Here is an 18,179-nt window from a genome sequence, read left to right as displayed (position 1 = left end):
GAAAGCAGGTGAAGATATGGAACGGTCCGAATTCAAGAAAAAAGTGATCGACTATGCCCATTCGATAGGAATAGACCAGATCGGCTTCACCCACGCGGAGCCTTTCACCGAGTTCAGGGAAAAGCTCATCGACTATCACAGGAGGGGATATGCTTCGGGATTTGAGAAGGGGGCGGTGGATGAACGCACCGAACCCCATCTCTCGCTCGACTCGGCCAGAAGCATCATCTCCATTGCGGTGGGCTATCCGAACCGGCTTCCGGATGCCCCCAAGAGCAGAAAGGGCGAACGGCGCGGAATGTTCGCCCGGGCTTCATGGGGCGTCGACTACCATACATTGCTGAACAGAAGGCTCGACAAGCTGGAACACTATATAAAGTCGCTGGACCCTTCCATCGAGTGCAGGTCCATGGTGGATACGGGTGTCCTCAGTGACCGTGAAGTGGCAAGACGCAGCGGTCTCGGCTATATCGGCAAGAACGGCTTTGTAATCAACCCGGAACTCGGGACGTACTCCTATTTGGGCGAAATGATCACGAGCTACCCCTTCCCGCCGGATGAAGAACTGATCGATTCCTGCGGCGACTGCAACCTGTGCGTCGACCGGTGCCCGACGGGTGCACTTGTGGGGAACGGCCAGCTGGATTCACAGAAGTGCATTTCCTTCCTGACCCAGACGAAGGGGTTCCTGCCGGATGAATACCGCGGCAAGATCGGCAACCGGCTGTATGGCTGCGACACATGCCAGCAGGTCTGCCCGAGGAACAAGGGCATCAATACCGACCATCATGCGGACATTGTACTCGAGCCTGAAATATTGAAACCGGAACTGACCGGTCTGCTTGAAATATCCAATAGGGAGTTCAAGGAGACATACGGCCATCTGGCAGGTGTCTGGCGCGGGAAGAAGCCCATCCAGCGCAATGCCATCATCGCACTTGCCCATTTCAGGGAGGAAGCGGCAGTGGATACACTGAAGCGTGTGGCGGAGAACGATCCGCGTCCGGTCATAAAAGGGACGGCCTATTGGGCCATCGGACGGATCCTCGGGGATCGCGCGCTTGATTATATAAGTGAAAGATATAAAATGGAGACAGACGAAGCAGTCAGGGATGAAATGCTGAAAGGTGTCCAGGAAGTCGCCTAGGAGGTTACAATGGCAAATCATATTGTTCTATATCAACCAGAAATACCGGCAAACACGGGGAATATCGGCCGCACGTGTGCGGCCACGAACACCACACTCCATCTGATCAGGCCGCTCGGTTTCTCCACCGACGACAAGATGCTGAAACGTGCAGGCCTCGACTACTGGCCCCACATCAACGTCGTCTATCATGACTCTGTGGAGGATTTTTTCGAAGCAACGGAAGGCAGCTACTACCTGCTCACAAAATTCGCCGAAAAGTCATACGCAGAGATGGATTTCAGCAGCCGGGAAGCGGAGCATTATTTCATTTTCGGCAGGGAGACTTCCGGACTTCCGGACTGGATGAAGGAGAAGTACCGCGATACGCTCCTGAAGGTGCCTATGAGCGGCAAAGTGAGATCCCTCAATCTGGCCAACACTGCTGCCATACTGATATACGAAGCACTGAAACAGCAGGACTTTCCACAATTACATTAGGAGGCAATACAAATGAACCAAGTGATCGATCTATTGAAAAGTCATCGCTCCATCCGCAAGTTCAAGGATGAGCGGCTCGATGAAGATACAATCCGGGAACTCGTCACCGCTGCCCAGGCGGCGAGCACTTCAAGCTATGTACAGGCCTACAGCATTCTCGGTGTCACGGATTCCGGGAAGAAGGCGGCACTCAGGGAGATAAGCACCCAGCCGTATGTGGAGCATAACGGTCATCTGTTCGTGTTCCTGATAGACTATAACCGCCACGTCGAACTGTCGAAGGAGAAGGGGACGCCGATCGCCCATGACAAGACCGAACAGCTCATCGTGGGTACGGTGGATGCGACACTGGCTGCCCAGAACCTCGCGGTGGCGGCCGAGAGCATGGGCCTCGGCATGTGCTATATCGGCTCATTGAGGAATGATATGGCACGCGTGATAGAGATTCTGGAGCTGCCAAAAGGTGTCGTTCCACTGTTCGGCATGGTGGTCGGCAAGCCCGACCATGAAGGCAGCCAGAAGGAAAGGTTGCCATTCGAAGCGGTCTACCATGAGAACAGCTACACGCCGGTTGCAGAAGTGAAGGATGTGATCGACAGCTATGATGCACGGATCAGCGCATACTATAAGGAGCGTTCCGGTGGAGAACGGGATGATTCCTGGAGCGACCAGGTCATCGGCATGCTCGGAAAGAAGCAGCGCCTTGATGTGGACCAGGTGGTGAAGGGACAGGGGTTCCTCGGCCAATAAAAAATAAGCCATGCGGAATGTTCCGCATGGCTTATTTCTATTGACTCAGCTTTTCGTCTCCGTCATCCTTGTAGCCCCATTCGGAGTCACGGCTTGAAGAGAGGATGGCGGTGAGGAATGATATGCTTACCATAAGTATCAGAAATGCTTTCATAAACTAGCGCCTCCTATATTTCCATACATACACACATTATAAACCATATGCTGAAAAGAAAAAAGCTGAAAAGGGAGAAAAGTTTTGTTAGAAATAGTTCCGATAAGGGTAGAATATAAAAGACATTGAGAAATCTAGGAGGAATCAACATGGCAATGAACTTTAAAATTTTCAAGGACAAGGAACTGGTCAGCATCTATCTTGCTGATATCCTCAGAAAGCAGGTCCATAATAATCCGACAAGCGTAATGGGTCTTGAAATGAATGAAGAACTGGATTGGACCTACCAAAAATTTGTCGGCGAATCCAAACAGCATCCGGCTGATTTCTCACAAATCTACCTCGTGACCATCAACAAGGATGGAGACACGGACATATTCGAAAAACTTGATATTCCGGATAACCAGCTGAAGCTCGATGGGTCTGTGGATTCGATGAAAAAGGTGCTGGACGACAAGGACCAGATGAATCTTACGGTACTCTCGATCGGTGCCAACAAGAATCTCGGCTACAACGATTCGGACGGCAATGACCAGCTGTTCGATTCAAGGGAGCTCGTCCTTGTGGCGACAGGCAATGACAAGGCGGATGCGATCAGGGACCTGTATGATGCAGTCGAGAACGACAAGGATGACTTCGGCAAAGTGAAGCAGCACCGCATGGTGACGGTGGTCATGGACACTGAAGCGGCATCCCGGCTTGACCAGGACATTGTCCAGTACTATACTTCTGAATTCGCCTAGAAACGAGGGAGAACATGAAAAAGGACAAGGATATCGACTATAGGAATGATATCGAACCGGACGAAAACGAGATGACGGAAGACATGGAAGATGTGAAGGCGCTGGGGAAGGAAATGGAACAGCTTTCCCAAAATGAGGACTATCCGATCGATTCTTCTGATGATGAATCACATGGTGTGGATCCGGAAGACGACGAAAATAATGAATAACAGATGAATCCTTCTGTAAATTAGTATAAAATATTCTATGAATACTAATTTTTCAGGAGGTTTTTTAATTGTCATATAGAATAGAAAAAGATACAATCGGTGAAATTAAAGTTCCTGGTGACAAATACTGGGCTGCACAGACAGAGAGGAGCAGACAGAACTTCCCTGTGGGCAAGGAGAAGATGCCGATTGAAGTCATCGTTGCCTTTGCCCATCTGAAGAAGGCTGCCGCTGTATCCAACCATGATCTCGGCAAGCTTTCAGAGGCCAAGAGGGAAGCGATTGTACATGCCTGCGACAGAATCATCGCGCGTGAGCTCGATGAACATTTCCCGCTTGTTGTCTGGCAGACGGGCAGCGGTACGCAGAGCAATATGAACGTCAACGAAGTGGTCAGCTATGTGGCAAATGAGTACCTGGAAGAAAAGGGAAGCGACGAAAAGGTCCACCCGAACGATGACGTGAACAAATCGCAGAGTTCCAATGACACCTATCCGACAGCGATGCATGTCGCGCTGTACCAGGCAGTCGAGGAGCAGCTTGTGCCGGCACTCGGTGTACTGCGGTCGACATTTGCAGACAAAGAGGCGCAGTTTGAGAACATCATCAAAATTGGACGGACACACCTCCAGGACGCCACACCATTGACACTCGGCCAGGAAATCAGCGGATGGAGATACATGCTGGAGAAGTGTGAAACACTGGTCAACGAATCCAAACAGCAGCTCAAGAACCTCGCAATCGGTGGTACGGCAGTCGGCACAGGAATCAACGCCCATCCTGAGTTCGGTGATCGTGTGGCGAAGGAGATCTCAAATCAGACAGGTTATGAATTCGTCTCCTCCGAAAACAAGTTCCATGCGCTGACGGCACATGATGAAGTGGTCTACCTCCATGGGGCACTCAAGGCACTTGCAGCAGACCTGATGAAGATTGCGAATGACGTCAGATGGCTGGCCTCCGGTCCAAGGGCGGGCATTGCAGAAATCGAGATCCCTGCAAATGAACCGGGTTCTTCCATCATGCCGGGGAAAGTCAATCCGACACAGTCTGAAATGCTCACGATGGTGGCGACCCAGGTGTTCGGGAATGACGCAGCTGTCGGATTTGCAGCCTCACAGGGCAACTTCGAACTGAACGTCTTCAAACCGGTCATCCTTTTCAACACGCTGCAGTCGATCTATCTGTTGGCGGATGGCATGAACACGTTTAATGACAAGTGTGCAGTGGGAATAGAACCAATAGAAGAGAACATTGAACGCTTCCTGAATAATTCATTGATGCTGGTGACTGCACTCAATCCTCATATCGGCTATGAAAATGCAGCCAAAATCGCCAAAAATGCCCATGAAAAAGGGATTACACTCAAGGAATCGGCAGTCGAATCCGGCCATCTCACTGAAGCGCAGTTTGATGAATGGATCAATCCGGAAGATATGATCCAATCCAAAGATTAGGAGCTTACTTATGAAAAGAATCGGACTTGTGGATATCGGTTCCAACACCGTACGTCTTGTACTTTTCGAATACAATGAAGAAACCGGACTGAAGGAATTGCAGAACATCAAGACCCCTGCCAGGCTGGCCAGATACCTGGATGAAGATAACGTGATGGCCGAGGAGGGGATCAACAGTCTCCTGTCGATCCTGGGCAGTTTCCAACAGATCAGCGAGAAATATGATGTGAAGGAAATCTACCCCGTTGCAACAGCCGCAATCAGACAATCCGTCAACGTCGAGGAGATTCTGGAACGGACGAAATCCGAAGTGGGCATGGATATCAAAGTCATTACAGGCAAGGAAGAGGCCTATTATGGATATCATGCCGTGGTTCATACGATCAGCAACATGGACGCGGTAACGATCGATATAGGTGGGGGAAGTACCGAGCTCACCTTCTTTGAGAACAAGGAGCTCATCCATTCCGTCAGCCTGCCCTTCGGGGTCGTCACACTGAAGTCCATGTTCTTCGAGGGCAAGGAGCATAACGATGAAGAGGCGCTCGAGGCGACTGAGAAATATGTCAAAGAGCAGCTGAAGTCGGTCAAATGGCTGGCCAAAAGGAAAGTGCCCATCCTTGCCATCGGGGGCAGTGCGCGTAATATTGCACGCATCCACCAGTCTTCCGTCAACTATCCGATTGCAGGGGTCCATGGGTACTCCATGGACCGCAACGACCTGCAGGATGTCTACGATCTTCTGGAAGGTACAAAAGGCGATGACCTTGACGATATCGACGGCCTCAGCAAGGATAGGAGCGACATCATCCTGCCGAGTGCCATCGTCTTCAAGTCGCTATATGACCTGGTCAGAGCGGAGGAGTTCAAATTCAGCCGCCAGGGCCTGCGCGAGGGCATGGCCATGTCGATCATATCGAAGGATTATCCGGCCGCCTTCAACAAATATCATATATTCAGGGATTCGCTGATGGAATTGGCGAATGATTTCCATATCCTGAGAAGCGAAGGTGAAAAACGGCAGGAGATTGCAGAGCGCATCTACCATGAACTTGCACGGTTCGATTTCATAAAAACCGGCAAGCATGAGAAGTATTTGATGAAGAATGCGGCACATATCTTCTACCTTGGATCGTTCATCGATCGCGATGCCACAAGCCAGCATACCTATTATCTGATATCCAACAGCAACATCAACGGCATCGTACATGAGGACAGGGTGCGGCTCGCCCTGATGGCGAGTTTCAAGAACAAGACGCTGCTCAAGTTCTATGCCGAGGAGTCGGGATGGTTCGACAGCAGCGATCTCGAGACGCTGTTGACGCTCGGGAGCATATTGAAGTTTGCTAATGCGCTCAATGTATCCAGTACTGGCATCGTCCAGGATCTCTATCTGGAAGAGGATGGGGATGACATGGTCATGACAGTCAAATACAAAGGCGATCCGATCGCCGAGGAATATCAGGCGATCCGGCAGAAGAAACATATAGAAAAAATTATGGATAAAGATCTGGAGATCAGATTCGTTGAAGCATAATATTTATCTCTAATTTATAGGGAGTAGGAGAATAGTGATGGCATATCGATTGAATAATAAAGAATATTATAACAATCGAGAGTTGAGCTGGCTCAGATTCAATTACAGGGTCATTGAGGAAGCGGCTGATTCCAATAACCCGCTTCTTGAGAAATTGAAGTTTCTGGCGATAACCAGCTCGAATCTCGACGAGTTCTTCATGGTTCGGGTGGCTGGTCTCAAAGACCAGGTGAAGATGAACTATCATGAGCCGGACACGAAGACACAGATGACTCCCGAGGAGCAGCTTGCGGGCATCAGTGAGCTGAATCGGCAGAACAGTACTGTGCAGTATGAGTATTTCCACCGTCTCATGGATGAACTGGAAGCTTATGGTATCTATCTGAAACGGCCATATGAACTTCCGGAGCACCTGCAGGAGGAACTTGAAGAAATATTCGATACGGAAATATTTCCTTCTCTTACCCCTCTTGGGATTGACGCCTATCGTCCATTTCCAAAACTGATGAATAAAAAGATAAACATATTCATAAATCTGTCGAACGAACTCGGCGACCAGGCCGCCATCGTCCAGCTGCCCACCGTCATAAGGCGCTACTATGAGCTTGAAGATGCAGGCAGGACCTATATCGTACTGGCTGAAGACATCATTGAGACGCACATCGACAAACTGTTCAGGGGGTATAGGATCGATCGTACGTTTCCGTTCAGGATTACTAGAAATGCAGACTTGACGATACATGAAGAGGGTGCAGCAGATCTGCTGATCGAGATCGAAAGGTTCCTCAAGGAGCGTACGAAAGGGGCGGCAGTAAGGCTGGAGATCGATATCAGCAAAGATGACAGCATCAACGGTTCATTCCTGCGGAACGAACTGGGGCTCTCCGAGCAGGATGTCTACAAGTTTCATGGCCCGCTCGATCTGACTTTCCTGTTCGGACTGACCGCGTCCCTGGCAGACAGGTTCCCCCATCTGACGTATCCGCCGTTTACACCGCAGGAACCGAAATTCCTTTCCGGCAAAAATATATACGATAAGGCCCTGAAAGAGGACATATTCTTCCATCATCCGTTCGAAAGTTTCCAGCCAATCGTGGAATTCATGCGAGAAGCGGCGGAAAACCCTGATGTGCTGGCAATCAAGCAGACTCTCTACCGGGTGTCGAGCGATTCACCCATCATCGAGGCACTGAAGAATGCTGCAGAGAACGGCAAACAGGTGACTGTGCTCGTTGAACTGAAAGCACGGTTCGATGAGGAGAACAACGTGCAATGGGCAAAGGAGCTGGAAGATGCCGGATGCCATGTCATATATGGCATGCACTACCTGAAGACACACAGTAAAATCACGCTCGTGGTCAAACGGGTCGGCGGCAGGCTCGTTAGGTATGTCCATCTGGGCACCGGAAACTATAATGATTCCACCGCAAAGCTCTATAGCGACATGGGCATCGTGACCACTGACGAGGACATCGGCAACGATGCCATCAACTTCTTCAATTACCTGAGCGGCTATTCTCTGAAGCCTGATTACGAGGCACTGTACGTGGCGCCTTTCGACATCAGGGATCTGTTCGCCGAGTATATCGACAAGGAGATTGAACTGCACAAGGTGCATGGCAGAGGGTATATATTCGCCAAGATGAACTCGCTGACGGACAAGAAGATCATCAACAAGCTGCTGCAGGCCTCCCAGGAAGGAATCAAGGTGGATCTCGTCATACGGGGCATCTGCTGCCTGAAGCCCGGGATCGAAGGTGTCAGTGACAATATAAGGGTCATCAGCATCGTCGGCAGATTTCTTGAGCATTCAAGGATCTACTACTTCCATCATAATGGCGAGGAGAAGATGTTCCTTTCTTCAGCGGATATGATGACACGGAACATGATCAAAAGGGTGGAGATCCTCTTCCCGATCAAAGATCCGGCAATCCTTGAAGAGATAAAATCCATCAGCCGTCTGTATCTGATGGACAACATCAAGGCACGCGTGCAGAAGTCCGATGGCACATATGAATATGTCGACAATGGATATGAACCGAACAGTGCGCAGATTGAACTGATGCGGCGTGCCGAGAGGCATGGCAGGGAACAGCTCGTCCAGAAAGAGAACCAGCTGCTCCTCAAAGTCAAAAGCCGCTTCAGAAGAAGGAAATAGTATATTTCGGACCAGGGACTTGCCGTCCCTGGTCTTTTTGCAATTGACATTGTTTTCTGAAATGTTTAGACTATCTAGATATAACTAAAATAATGAGGTGAAGATATGACCACGTATGAGGAATTTTTAAAAGATGCCGGGAATTACCGTACTGTACCGGTGATCGAATCATTCAGCACCGATCTGCTGACGCCTGTACAGATGTTTCATTCTTTGAAGGATGAGGCAGTCTATATGCTGGAAAGCCAGGAACCTGAATCAGCGTGGTCTAACTTCTCCTTCATCGGACTGGACCCGATGGTCGAAATCGAGGAGACCGGCCGCCAGTTCGTCGTCAATGATCTCGAGAGGGGGGGCCGTCTCACCCTGCCGACTTTCAAAGAGGCATTCGAAGTGACGCTCGGGCGCCTCAAAGTGAAAATCCCTGACATGGATATACCGTTCAAAGGCGGTGGGGTCGGCTATATCAGCTACGATGCGATATCCGATTACGAACCTGTCCCAAGGGCGCCGGAGGAGGAAGTGCAGATTGCGAACTACCATCTGCTCTTCTGCCGCACATTGCTCGTGTACAACCATCGTTCCAAAGAGATCCATATCATCCATTTTGCCAGAGTGGATGAGGACAGGGACAATGCACAGATCTATGAAGAATCGATGGAGACGATCGAGCGCATCAGAACGCATCTGCTGCACGACAGCGACCTGTCCGATCTGCTGCTCCCTACTGTACTGCCGATGACCTCCACGTTCAATTTGGAAAGCAACTATAGAAAAGAGAAGTTCCTCGGTGATGTCGAAAAGATAAAAAGCTACATCGGGGCAGGGGATATACTGCAGGCGGTCCTTTCCCAACGGTTCCATAAGAAGACGGAAAGAAGCGGCTTTGAACTCTATCGTGTGCTGAGGAAGGTGAATCCGTCCCCATACATGTATTACCTGAAATTCAATCAGCTCGAAGTGATCGGCAGCTCCCCGGAAAGGCAGCTCGAAGTCCAGGATGGGAACCTCGAAATCCATCCGATTGCAGGCACGAGAAAAAGGGGTGCCACAAAAGAGGAGGATGACAGGCTCGCCCGGGAACTGCTGGAAGACGAAAAGGAGATTGCCGAGCACCGCATGCTGGTCGATCTCGCGCGGAATGACATCGGCAGGGTTGCCGAGTACGGCTCGGTGGCAGTCAGCGAGTACATGGTGATCGGCCGCTTCTCCCGCGTGATGCACATCATCAGCAAGGTCAGGGGGAGGCTTAAGGCGGGCGTATCCCCGATAGACGCCTTCATCTCGTCCTTCCCGGCCGGCACACTTTCCGGCGCCCCGAAAGTGCGGGCGATGCAGATTCTGAGGGAGCTTGAACCGACCGCGAGAAACCTTTACGGCGGCAGCATCCTCTATCTGGGCTTCGATGGGAATATCGACTCCTGCATCACCATCCGCACGATGACATTGGTGGACCAGAACCTCTATATCCAGGCGGGGGCAGGCGTGGTCGCCGATTCGGATCCCGAGTCGGAGTACCAGGAGACCATCAATAAGGCGAGTGCACTGGAACAGACGGTGCATCTGACGGAAAAGATATTCAGCGATAGAAATATATTGAAAGTATAGGGGGGACGTAAAATGATATACATGATCGACCATTTTGATTCCTTCACCTATAATATTGTGCAGTCTCTTGGAGAAATGGGTGAGGAAATCGTTGTAAGAAGGAACGATGCAATAGATTTCGACGAAATAGACCGACTGGCACCGGACTTGATATTCCTGTCCCCCGGACCAAAGCGTCCTGAAGACACGGGGATGACCATGGAAGTCATACGCCGCTACAAGGAGCAGGTGCCGATATTCGGTGTATGCCTGGGGCACCAGACGATTGCCCATGTATTCGGCGGCAGTGTCAGGCGTACAAGAAAGCTGATGCACGGCAAGACATCGGAGCTCCATCACGGGGACACTGGCATATACGCCGGGATGTCCCAGGGTTCTGAAGTGATGAACTACCATTCCCTCGTCGTGGATGAAGGGACGCTGCCGGCGTGCTTCAAAGTTACAGCAGAATCGGAGCTCGGCGAAATCCTCGGCATCCGGCACGAATCGCTGCCGATCGAAGGGGTGCAGTTCCATCCCGAGTCAATCGGGTCTGCAGAAGGCCGGGTGCTGCTCGGGAATGTAGTCGAAAAATTTTGCAGAAACCAGAAAACACCGCTGAAACAATGAAGTTTCAGCGGTGTTTTCTGCTCTAAAGGGTGTTCCTGTCCAGTTCCACACGGACCGTCTTCTGCAGCAGTGGATGGATGAATTCTATCCTGTAGCTGAAAAGCTGGAGGTCCCTGAGCGTTGAATCGCCATACAGCGGATCGCCAATGACGGGAAAGCCGACGTGTGCAAGATGGAGCCGGATCTGGTGTGTCCGGCCCGTCTCAAGTTCTATCTCGAGCTCACAGTATTCAGGCGTGACCCTGGACTCTATGACATGCGTGACGGCTTCCTTCCCCTTGGAGGTCACATGATACTTGTTGCGCTCCTTCGGGTTTTTGGCGATCGGTGCATCAATCGTCTGCGGCTCGAGGCGTTTCTTCGTATCCACTCTTGCGATGTAGGTGCGTTTGATGTCCCGTTCGCTCAGCATATGGTCGAGCATCTTCTTGACCAGAGGATTCTTGGCAACCAGGATTACGCCTTTGGTCTCCTGATCGAGCCGGTGTACAGGCTCGAGATAGTCGGACTCGAGCGTGTATACCGCATGGTTCATCAGCGTGTTCGTCTCATTCATCTGGTTCGGGTGGGTCTTGACGCCCCTCGGTTTGAACAGGATGGCCAGATATCTGTCTTCATACAATACGTCGCATGTACGGTAGCTCGGCTTGTATTGGCTCTCGGCCCCGGTGTCGGGCAGGATGACCGTGTCCCCTGTACGGACGGGTGCATTGAGGGGCGCCTGCTCCTTATTGATCGTGATGTCTTTTGACATGCGCAGGAAATGGAGCTCCTTTTTGGGGACATGGAGTGATTTCAGCATCTCTTCGAGTGTCATGCCATCAAAATTTTCGTGGATGTTTATTTTCATCTATTCTTCCCCTGTCATGGCATTGATGAACTCGGCATAGTCATCAGCATTGCCGGGGTTGCCGGTCAGACGGTCCACTTCTTCGCCATCCTCGAAGTAGACGAGTGTCGGCGTGGCTTCGATTTCATATTCCGCCCATGCCTGTTCATACTCCAGTATATTCAGCTGGGTGACTTCTTCGCCCGTCTCATTGAATGCTTCCATCAGGAATGGTGTGGCCGCCATGCAGTGGACGCAGGTCGGGCTCCAGAAGTAGACGAATTCGCCTTCGCCGCCATCGATGATCTCCTGTGTTTCGTCGTATGTCTTGTTGTGGTGGTAGTTCTCATCATCCAGCTTGTCTATCGTCGCACCTTCAAGTTCTTCCGGCTCCCTGTCCGTATACGGATAGTAGCCCGATTCGCTGAGGTTTTCCGGGTCGCCTGAAGCACTGTTCATGTAGATGAAAATACCGGCAAAAGCGACGATGATCAGTGCAATGATGCCATAGAATAATTTATTGCCCATGGTTGAATCTCCTTTTTTATTTTCTTTTTATCATAAATGATAATATAAAGATGAGTATAAAAGCAATGAGGGAGAGGAACGGTATCGTGATGAAACCGAATCCGTTGATGTACTGGACCGTGCAGGACGCGCCGGTACATGCCGCAAAATTATCTCCAAGGAAACTGATCTTCTGAAGGGCATAGTGATATGCCGCAATCAGTATGCCGAGACCGCTCATCACGCGGATGTAGTATTTCGCCCCATGATCATTGCGGATGAAGCCGATGATTGAAATGATGACGAGGGGATACATCAGGATGCGCTGGTACCAGCAGAACTCGCAGGGGACATACTGCCTGACTTCACTGAAATAAAGGGAACCCAGTGTTGCAATCAGTGCAGTGAGGAAGATGAGCTGCATATAAAGTTTATTGTTGGCCATGCCATTCCTCCTGTTTGCTTTTTTAATTCAAGGTCATACTATATCATTATAAGTGATAATGATATATGTATGGTAACGATTAATTTACAAAGTTATTAACTTTTATACGAAAGGGTGTCACGATGAAGAGCAAACTTCAGCTTTTGAAGGATATCGCCGAGTTCCTCAATGAAGAGACCGACCGCAGTACCATGATCCATGGTGCCCTGAAGCTTCTGATCGATTATTCCGAATTCGATACGGGCTGGATCTTCTTCATCAACAGCGAAGGCCAGCATGAACTCAGCGCCCATTACAGACTGCCGCCATCGCTCGAAAAAGAGCAGTACCACCATCTGTGCGATGGCAAATGCTGGTGTGTAAACAAATATAATAACAGGGAGCTCAAGACGGCAACGAATATATTCGTCTGTTCGAGACTCGAGAAGGCCCGGATGGAGTACCCGGAAGAGAACAAGGGGATCACGCATCATGCGACGGTGCCGCTCATATCCGGCGAGGAATCATTCGGCCTGCTGAATGTTGCCAGTCCCTACAGGGAACAGTTCACCCAGGACGAGCTGGACCTTCTGGAATCCGTTGCTTTCCAGATCGGTTCGACATTGAAGCGGATAGAGTTGACGACGCAGGAGCAGGAGAACATGATCATCCGGGAGCGCCAGCGTCTGGCGAGGGATCTTCATGATTCGGTGAACCAGATGCTCTTTTCAATCGGCATCACTTCCCACGCGGCAAAAACCCTGGAAGACCAGGGGAAGGTCCAGGATGCCTTCCAGTCGATCGAACATACATCGAAGCATGCAATGAAGGAGATGAAGGCGCTGATCTGGCAGCTCAAGCCGATCGGCCTTGAAAATGGTATCATTGATGCCGTCGAGAAATATGCAGACATACTGGATCTCAAGATCACCGTACAGGTTGATGGGTTCTATAATGTCTCCGACCGGGTGGAGATCGGCCTCTACAGAGTCATCCAGGAGAGCCTCAATAACATCAGGAAGCACTCCGGGACGCATGCGGCACGAATTGAAATGGTTGCCGGAACGGATGCCCTCGAGGTTACAATAGAAGATGACGGTACAGGATTCGAGATGGAGGAGGGCAAAGGCTACAGCTACGGCCTGGCAAACATGCGGGAGAGGATACACAAGCTTGGCGGTTCCTTCGACATCATTTCAAAAAAAGGTGAGGGCACGAAAGTGGTTGTCAGTGTCCCGGTAAAGGAGTGAGCATATGTATAACATCATACTGGTGGACGATCACCATATCGTCAGGGAAGGGATGAAATTCCTCCTGTCCACCACGGAAAATATCAATGTAATCGAGGATTTCGGCACAGGACAGGAAGTGCTGGACTATCTGGAGGAGAAGCATTCACATATAGATCTGGTGCTTCTGGATCTCGTGATGCCCGAGATGGATGGCATCGAAGTGACACGTGCAATCAAAAGCCATTATCCGGGCATCAAGGTGCTCGTACTCTCCAGCTATACGAGTGAGGAGTATATCCGTCCGGTATTCGCAGCCCATGCGGATGGCTATATCATCAAGGAGATGGAGGCGGAGGAGCTGATCGACTCCATCATCAAGGTGATTGAAGGCGAGAAGGTGATCCACCCGAACATCCTTGAAGTGATCGACCGCGAAGGCGACATGCCCCATGAGAAGAATGCACTCTCGGCACGTGAAATCGAAGTGCTGCGGGAGATCGTCAAAGGTAAATCCAACAAGGAGATCGGGGAGGCGCTCTATGTCAGTGAAAAGACGGTGAAGACCCATGTCAGCCATATTCTGAACAAACTTGAAGTTTCCGACCGTACCCAGGCTGTCATCTATGCCATCAAATACAATATCGTGGAACTTTAGAAAACCATGGGTGACGCTGAGTAAACCGGTTACAGATAGCAGTTTACAAAAACTGTTACAAAGAAGTATAATGAGGCAAGGAGTTTCAAAGTCTGGAGGGGTAATATGAAAGTGGGAAATAAACTGACGATACAGATTATCATCGCCCTGATCCTCGGCATCATCGTAGGATCGGTGCTCAGTCCGATGGGCGACCAGGGGTGGGTGCAGTGGATCGATCAGTACATATTCAACGTAGTGGGACAGCTGTTCCTGAATATGATCTTCATGATGGTGGTTCCGGTTGTCTTCATCTCCATCGTCCTCGGGGTGGTCAATGTCGGTGACCCGAAGATGCTCGGAGGCATCGGAATCAAGACGCTGGCATTCTATCTGGCGACTACGGCGATAGCCATCACCATCGCCATGGTTGTAGCGAACCTTCTGGATCCTGGCGAAGGGCAGTCCCAGCTTCTGGATTCCGAAGAGGTGTCCGAGTACCGCGAGACGGAACTTGAAGGCGGATCGACGGGAGAAGCAATCCAGCAGGGATTCGACCAGACGGTCATCAATCTGATTCCGACGAATGTCATCGAGGCGATGGGCACGCAGAACATGCTGCAGATCATCGCCTTCGCAATCTTCATCGGCATCGCGATGATTGCCGCAAAGGACAAGTCTGCACGGCTTACAGCATTGTTCGAAGAGGCGAATGATGTCGTCATGTGGATCGTCATGGCCATCATGAAATACTTTGCAGCAATCGGTGCATTCGGACTTGTGGCGACCGCTTTTGTCCAGGCGGGATTCGGCGCCATCCAGCAGCTCGGCATGTACTTCCTCTGTGTGCTGCTTGCGCTGTTCATCCACCTTGCAATCGTATATGGTTCTGTGGTCCAGTTCCTGGCGAAGAAAAGCTTCGTCTGGTTCCTTAAGAATTTCGCGCCGGCGATGGGTGTGGCTTTCAGTACATCCTCCTCAAGTGCGGTACTGCCGATTTCACTTGAGACGGCACAGGACAACCTGAAGATACGCAAGAGTGTGTCGAGTTTCGTGCAGCCGCTCGGTGCGACGATCAACATGGATGGTACGGCAATCATGCAGGGTGTGGCCACGGTGTTCATTGCACAGCTGTCCGGCATCGATCTTACGATCATGCAGATGGTTACGGTCGTTCTCATTGCCGTAGTGGCGAGCATCGGTACTGCAGGTGTGCCGGGTGTCGGCCTTGTCATGCTCGCCATGGTACTGACGGCAGTCGGTCTCGATCCGGCGGCAATCGGCATCATCATCGGTATCGACAGGCTGCTCGACATGACCCGTACGATGGTCAATATTACAGGAGACGCAGCGATCGCACTCGTAATCAATGAGCAGCAGACGCGGAGGGAAGAAGCCGCAAAAGCCGAAGCTTAAGGCTTCTGAAGCGGTAAAATCGAATAGGGCATATATTGAACACTTGGTGAATTTCAATATATGCCCTTTTAATTTTACCCGATCTATATTATTATATTAAAAGTGTATTATTATCGCATGTAAATTTTACAATACCCGAATTGAGTGAAAGGAAGAAAAGAATGGATAAACAGACTTTTACGGAGATGCTCCAGTCGAAGTTCAAGATGGTCAGGACAGAAGCTGGTTATACGCAAGACTCCATGAGTCAGACGATAGGGCTGTCGAAAAAGACACTCGTGCAGATCGAAAAAGAACGCATCCTTCCCAACTGGACAACATGTATCTCGCTTTGTGCACTCTTCAGGGATAGTGAAGTCCTGACGAATTCATTCGGAGGTGATCCCCTTGAACTTGCCCAGGTGATATCCAGAGGGCATTGTGTCTACCCGAATTATGATGGTGAAGCGGTATATTGGGAGGATCTCGACAGAAAGAATGGTTTCCGTCTGCAATATAATAAAAGTAACAGGATATATAGAGTACTGAATGCAATGAACCGTCCGGTCCATGCCTCATATATTGAACGGGAAATCAGGACATTCTTCATGAGACAGACGGATCTGCAGCCTGTCTGATACAACAGAAGCACCGCAAGGTGCTTTTTCTTTTGGATTCATGTAGGATAAATGACAGGAGAAGGAGGGCTTTTTCTTGAACGATGGTTTTCAGATTATACTCATGGCCATGATCGGTGCACTGATCGGCGGACTGACGAACATGCTCGCCATACGCATGCTGTTCAGGCCATATGAAGCGAAATATCTGTTCGGCAGGCGTCTCCCTTTTACGCCGGGTGTCATCCCGCGCAGGCGGGAGGAAGCGTCCGTAAAGATGGGGGAAATCGTCACCAGGCATCTGCTCACGCCCGATGCTTTCATAGAGAAGATAAAGAGCCGGGAGACCCAGAATTTCATCATGCTGTTCATCGACCGGCAGATAGAGACGATCGAGTCCGAAAAGCTGACACTGCGATATTTTCTTGAACGCATCAACGAAGGGCTGTCCGACAAGGTGGTGGAAGGCTTCAATGCCCAGTTGTCCGAGAAGGTGACGGCAGAAGGCGAAAGGCTCTATCAGCAAGAGATTGGAAGTCTCATCCCCGAGGATGCCCTGGCCACACTGGATGGCAAAATCGACAGTCTGCAGCCCCAGATCACACAGAAAATAGAAGAATACATCAATTCGGAGAAGGGGTATCAGGACCTGTATACGATGACCGACGAGTTTGTCGAGCACAGGGGCAGGCTCGCCCGCTCGCTGAAATACCTGATGTCGAAGGAAACGATCGTACAGAATATAAGAAATGAGCTGAACAAGCTGATCCACCATCCGAAAATGACGGAAATACAGGTGCGCATCATCAATGATGAGTACGAAAGGATCAAGAACAGCAGGGTGGATGAACTGATTTCCGGCAGGGACCGGCAAAAACTGATCGAGAGTGTCTACGGTGTACTCAGGGAACGGATAGATATCGAAGGCATACTCGATTATCCGATCGAGGACTTCAATCCTGAAATGTTCGAGTCATTCAAGACACGGGGGAAATATCAGCTGCGTGACAACATCATAGAATACCTTGGCAAGAATACGGGCAGGATCGTCGAAAAGCTCCAGCTTGCCCATGTGGTCAAAAAGCAGATCGACAGTTTTGAACTCAGTCATATCGAAGATCTGGTGATGGAGATTTCCAGCAAGGAATTCCGCATGATCACTCTCCTCGGCTTTTTCCTCGGGGGAATGATAGGAATCGTCCAGGGGCTCATCGTTGTGTTTTTATAAGTCGGTTTTTTATGTTACAGTAGAGATATCTTTATAAAGGGAGTTTTTTAATAATGGCAGTTAATGTATACGATCAGGCCAATGCATTGGAAGATGCGTTGCGCAATTCAGATGAATTTCAGAATATGAAGGACCTTTATGGCAAAGTGAATTCCAATCCGGAATCCAAGCAGCTGTTCGACGAGTTCAGGGAAGTACAGATGGACTTGCAGCAAAAACAGATGCAGGGTGAAGAGATTCAGGAGGAAGATGTTCAGAAAGCACAGAAATCAGCAGAAGATATAGAGAAAGATGAAAATATCAAATCACTGATGGAAGCAGAACAGAAGATGAGCGAGCTCATCCAGGACCTGAACCGCGTCATCATGAAACCTATAGAAGAGCTTTATGGTCTGAACAACCAGAATTAATTAGTGAAGAGGTCTATTATAGGCCTCTTTCTTTTGTATTTTTTGGTATAC

At 50.1% G+C, this 18,179-nt stretch carries 19 protein-coding genes; 16 read left to right on the top strand and 3 right to left on the bottom strand.

The window, feature by feature from the left end:
• The first annotated feature begins 16 nt into the window (after positions 1 to 16).
• The 10 genes from queG (at position 17) to RQP18_RS08640 (ending at position 10,852) form a co-directional block, all read left to right on the top strand.
• Positions 17 to 1,147 (top strand): tRNA epoxyqueuosine(34) reductase QueG, encoded by a 1,131-nt coding sequence (gene queG, locus RQP18_RS08685; protein ID WP_342387325.1) that lies wholly within the window; start codon positions 17 to 19, stop codon positions 1,145 to 1,147.
• 9 nt (positions 1,148 to 1,156) lie between these two features.
• Positions 1,157 to 1,627 carry a tRNA (uridine(34)/cytosine(34)/5-carboxymethylaminomethyluridine(34)-2'-O)-methyltransferase TrmL gene (gene trmL / locus RQP18_RS08680; protein WP_342387324.1) on the top strand — a complete coding sequence of 157 codons (471 nt, stop codon included), beginning with the start codon at positions 1,157 to 1,159 and terminating at the stop codon, positions 1,625 to 1,627.
• Positions 1,628 to 1,639: 12 nt separating this feature from the next.
• Positions 1,640 to 2,377: an oxygen-insensitive NADPH nitroreductase gene (gene nfsA, locus RQP18_RS08675; protein ID WP_342387323.1), complete on the top strand. Its 738-nt coding sequence runs from the start codon at positions 1,640 to 1,642 to the stop codon at positions 2,375 to 2,377.
• A gap of 303 nt (positions 2,378 to 2,680) precedes the next feature.
• The gene (locus tag RQP18_RS08670) at positions 2,681 to 3,274 is read left to right on the top strand and encodes a hypothetical protein (protein ID WP_342387322.1); all 594 of its coding nucleotides are present in this window, start codon (positions 2,681 to 2,683) and stop codon (positions 3,272 to 3,274) included.
• Positions 3,275 to 3,288: 14 nt separating this feature from the next.
• Complete coding sequence (locus RQP18_RS08665; protein ID WP_342387321.1) at positions 3,289 to 3,483, top strand: SAS053 family DNA gyrase inhibitor; 195 nt, start codon at positions 3,289 to 3,291, stop codon at positions 3,481 to 3,483.
• A 68-nt stretch (positions 3,484 to 3,551) separates the two neighbouring features.
• Entirely contained in the window at positions 3,552 to 4,940 is a 1,389-nt protein-coding gene (gene fumC / locus RQP18_RS08660; RefSeq protein WP_342387320.1) for a class II fumarate hydratase, read from the top strand.
• A 10-nt stretch (positions 4,941 to 4,950) separates the two neighbouring features.
• Positions 4,951 to 6,477 carry an exopolyphosphatase gene (gene ppx / locus RQP18_RS08655; protein ID WP_342387319.1) on the top strand — a complete coding sequence of 509 codons (1,527 nt, stop codon included), beginning with the start codon at positions 4,951 to 4,953 and terminating at the stop codon, positions 6,475 to 6,477.
• A 37-nt stretch (positions 6,478 to 6,514) separates the two neighbouring features.
• Positions 6,515 to 8,635 (top strand): RNA degradosome polyphosphate kinase, encoded by a 2,121-nt coding sequence (locus RQP18_RS08650; protein WP_342387318.1) that lies wholly within the window; start codon positions 6,515 to 6,517, stop codon positions 8,633 to 8,635.
• A gap of 105 nt (positions 8,636 to 8,740) precedes the next feature.
• Complete coding sequence (gene trpE / locus RQP18_RS08645; RefSeq protein WP_342387317.1) at positions 8,741 to 10,243, top strand: anthranilate synthase component I; 1,503 nt, start codon at positions 8,741 to 8,743, stop codon at positions 10,241 to 10,243.
• A 12-nt stretch (positions 10,244 to 10,255) separates the two neighbouring features.
• Positions 10,256 to 10,852, top strand: a complete 597-nt coding sequence (locus RQP18_RS08640; RefSeq protein WP_342387316.1) for an anthranilate synthase component II — start codon at positions 10,256 to 10,258, stop codon at positions 10,850 to 10,852.
• 22 nt (positions 10,853 to 10,874) lie between these two features.
• On the opposite strand, the gene RQP18_RS08635 is transcribed toward RQP18_RS08640, so the two are convergent.
• The 3 genes from RQP18_RS08635 to RQP18_RS08625 are packed head-to-tail and all read right to left on the bottom strand — an operon-like array spanning position 10,875 to position 12,633.
• A complete protein-coding gene (locus RQP18_RS08635) occupies positions 10,875 to 11,702 on the bottom strand; it encodes an RluA family pseudouridine synthase (RefSeq protein ID WP_342387315.1) in 828 nt (275 codons plus the stop codon).
• Positions 11,703 to 12,209, bottom strand: coding sequence for a thioredoxin family protein (locus tag RQP18_RS08630; RefSeq protein ID WP_342387314.1), 507 nt, complete (start codon positions 12,207 to 12,209; stop codon positions 11,703 to 11,705).
• A gap of 16 nt (positions 12,210 to 12,225) precedes the next feature.
• Positions 12,226 to 12,633 carry a disulfide oxidoreductase gene (locus RQP18_RS08625; RefSeq protein WP_342387313.1) on the bottom strand — a complete coding sequence of 136 codons (408 nt, stop codon included), beginning with the start codon at positions 12,631 to 12,633 and terminating at the stop codon, positions 12,226 to 12,228.
• A gap of 122 nt (positions 12,634 to 12,755) precedes the next feature.
• On the opposite strand from RQP18_RS08625, the gene RQP18_RS08620 reads away from it, so the two are divergent.
• The 6 genes from RQP18_RS08620 (at position 12,756) to RQP18_RS08595 (ending at position 18,128) form a co-directional block, all read left to right on the top strand.
• Positions 12,756 to 13,862, top strand: coding sequence for a GAF domain-containing sensor histidine kinase (locus RQP18_RS08620; RefSeq protein WP_342387312.1), 1,107 nt, complete (start codon positions 12,756 to 12,758; stop codon positions 13,860 to 13,862).
• A gap of 4 nt (positions 13,863 to 13,866) precedes the next feature.
• The gene (locus tag RQP18_RS08615; protein WP_342387311.1) at positions 13,867 to 14,499 is read left to right on the top strand and encodes a response regulator transcription factor; all 633 of its coding nucleotides are present in this window, start codon (positions 13,867 to 13,869) and stop codon (positions 14,497 to 14,499) included.
• A 105-nt stretch (positions 14,500 to 14,604) separates the two neighbouring features.
• Entirely contained in the window at positions 14,605 to 15,894 is a 1,290-nt protein-coding gene (locus RQP18_RS08610) for a dicarboxylate/amino acid:cation symporter (RefSeq protein WP_342387310.1), read from the top strand.
• A 161-nt stretch (positions 15,895 to 16,055) separates the two neighbouring features.
• Positions 16,056 to 16,511 (top strand): XRE family transcriptional regulator XdrA, encoded by a 456-nt coding sequence (gene xdrA / locus RQP18_RS08605; protein WP_342387309.1) that lies wholly within the window; start codon positions 16,056 to 16,058, stop codon positions 16,509 to 16,511.
• A gap of 76 nt (positions 16,512 to 16,587) precedes the next feature.
• The gene (locus RQP18_RS08600; protein WP_342387308.1) at positions 16,588 to 17,718 is read left to right on the top strand and encodes a DUF445 domain-containing protein; all 1,131 of its coding nucleotides are present in this window, start codon (positions 16,588 to 16,590) and stop codon (positions 17,716 to 17,718) included.
• Between the two features lie 53 nt (positions 17,719 to 17,771).
• A complete protein-coding gene (locus RQP18_RS08595) occupies positions 17,772 to 18,128 on the top strand; it encodes a YlbF family regulator (RefSeq protein ID WP_031544234.1) in 357 nt (118 codons plus the stop codon).
• The last annotated feature ends 51 nt before the right edge of the window (positions 18,129 to 18,179 follow it).

Origin of the sequence: Salinicoccus sp. Bachu38, assembly GCF_038561955.2 — a bacterium.
Taxonomy (GTDB): domain Bacteria; phylum Bacillota; class Bacilli; order Staphylococcales; family Salinicoccaceae; genus Salinicoccus; species Salinicoccus bachuensis.
The sequence above is the reverse complement of the archived record's forward strand: the minus strand, read 5'-3'. Positions and strand labels throughout refer to the sequence as shown.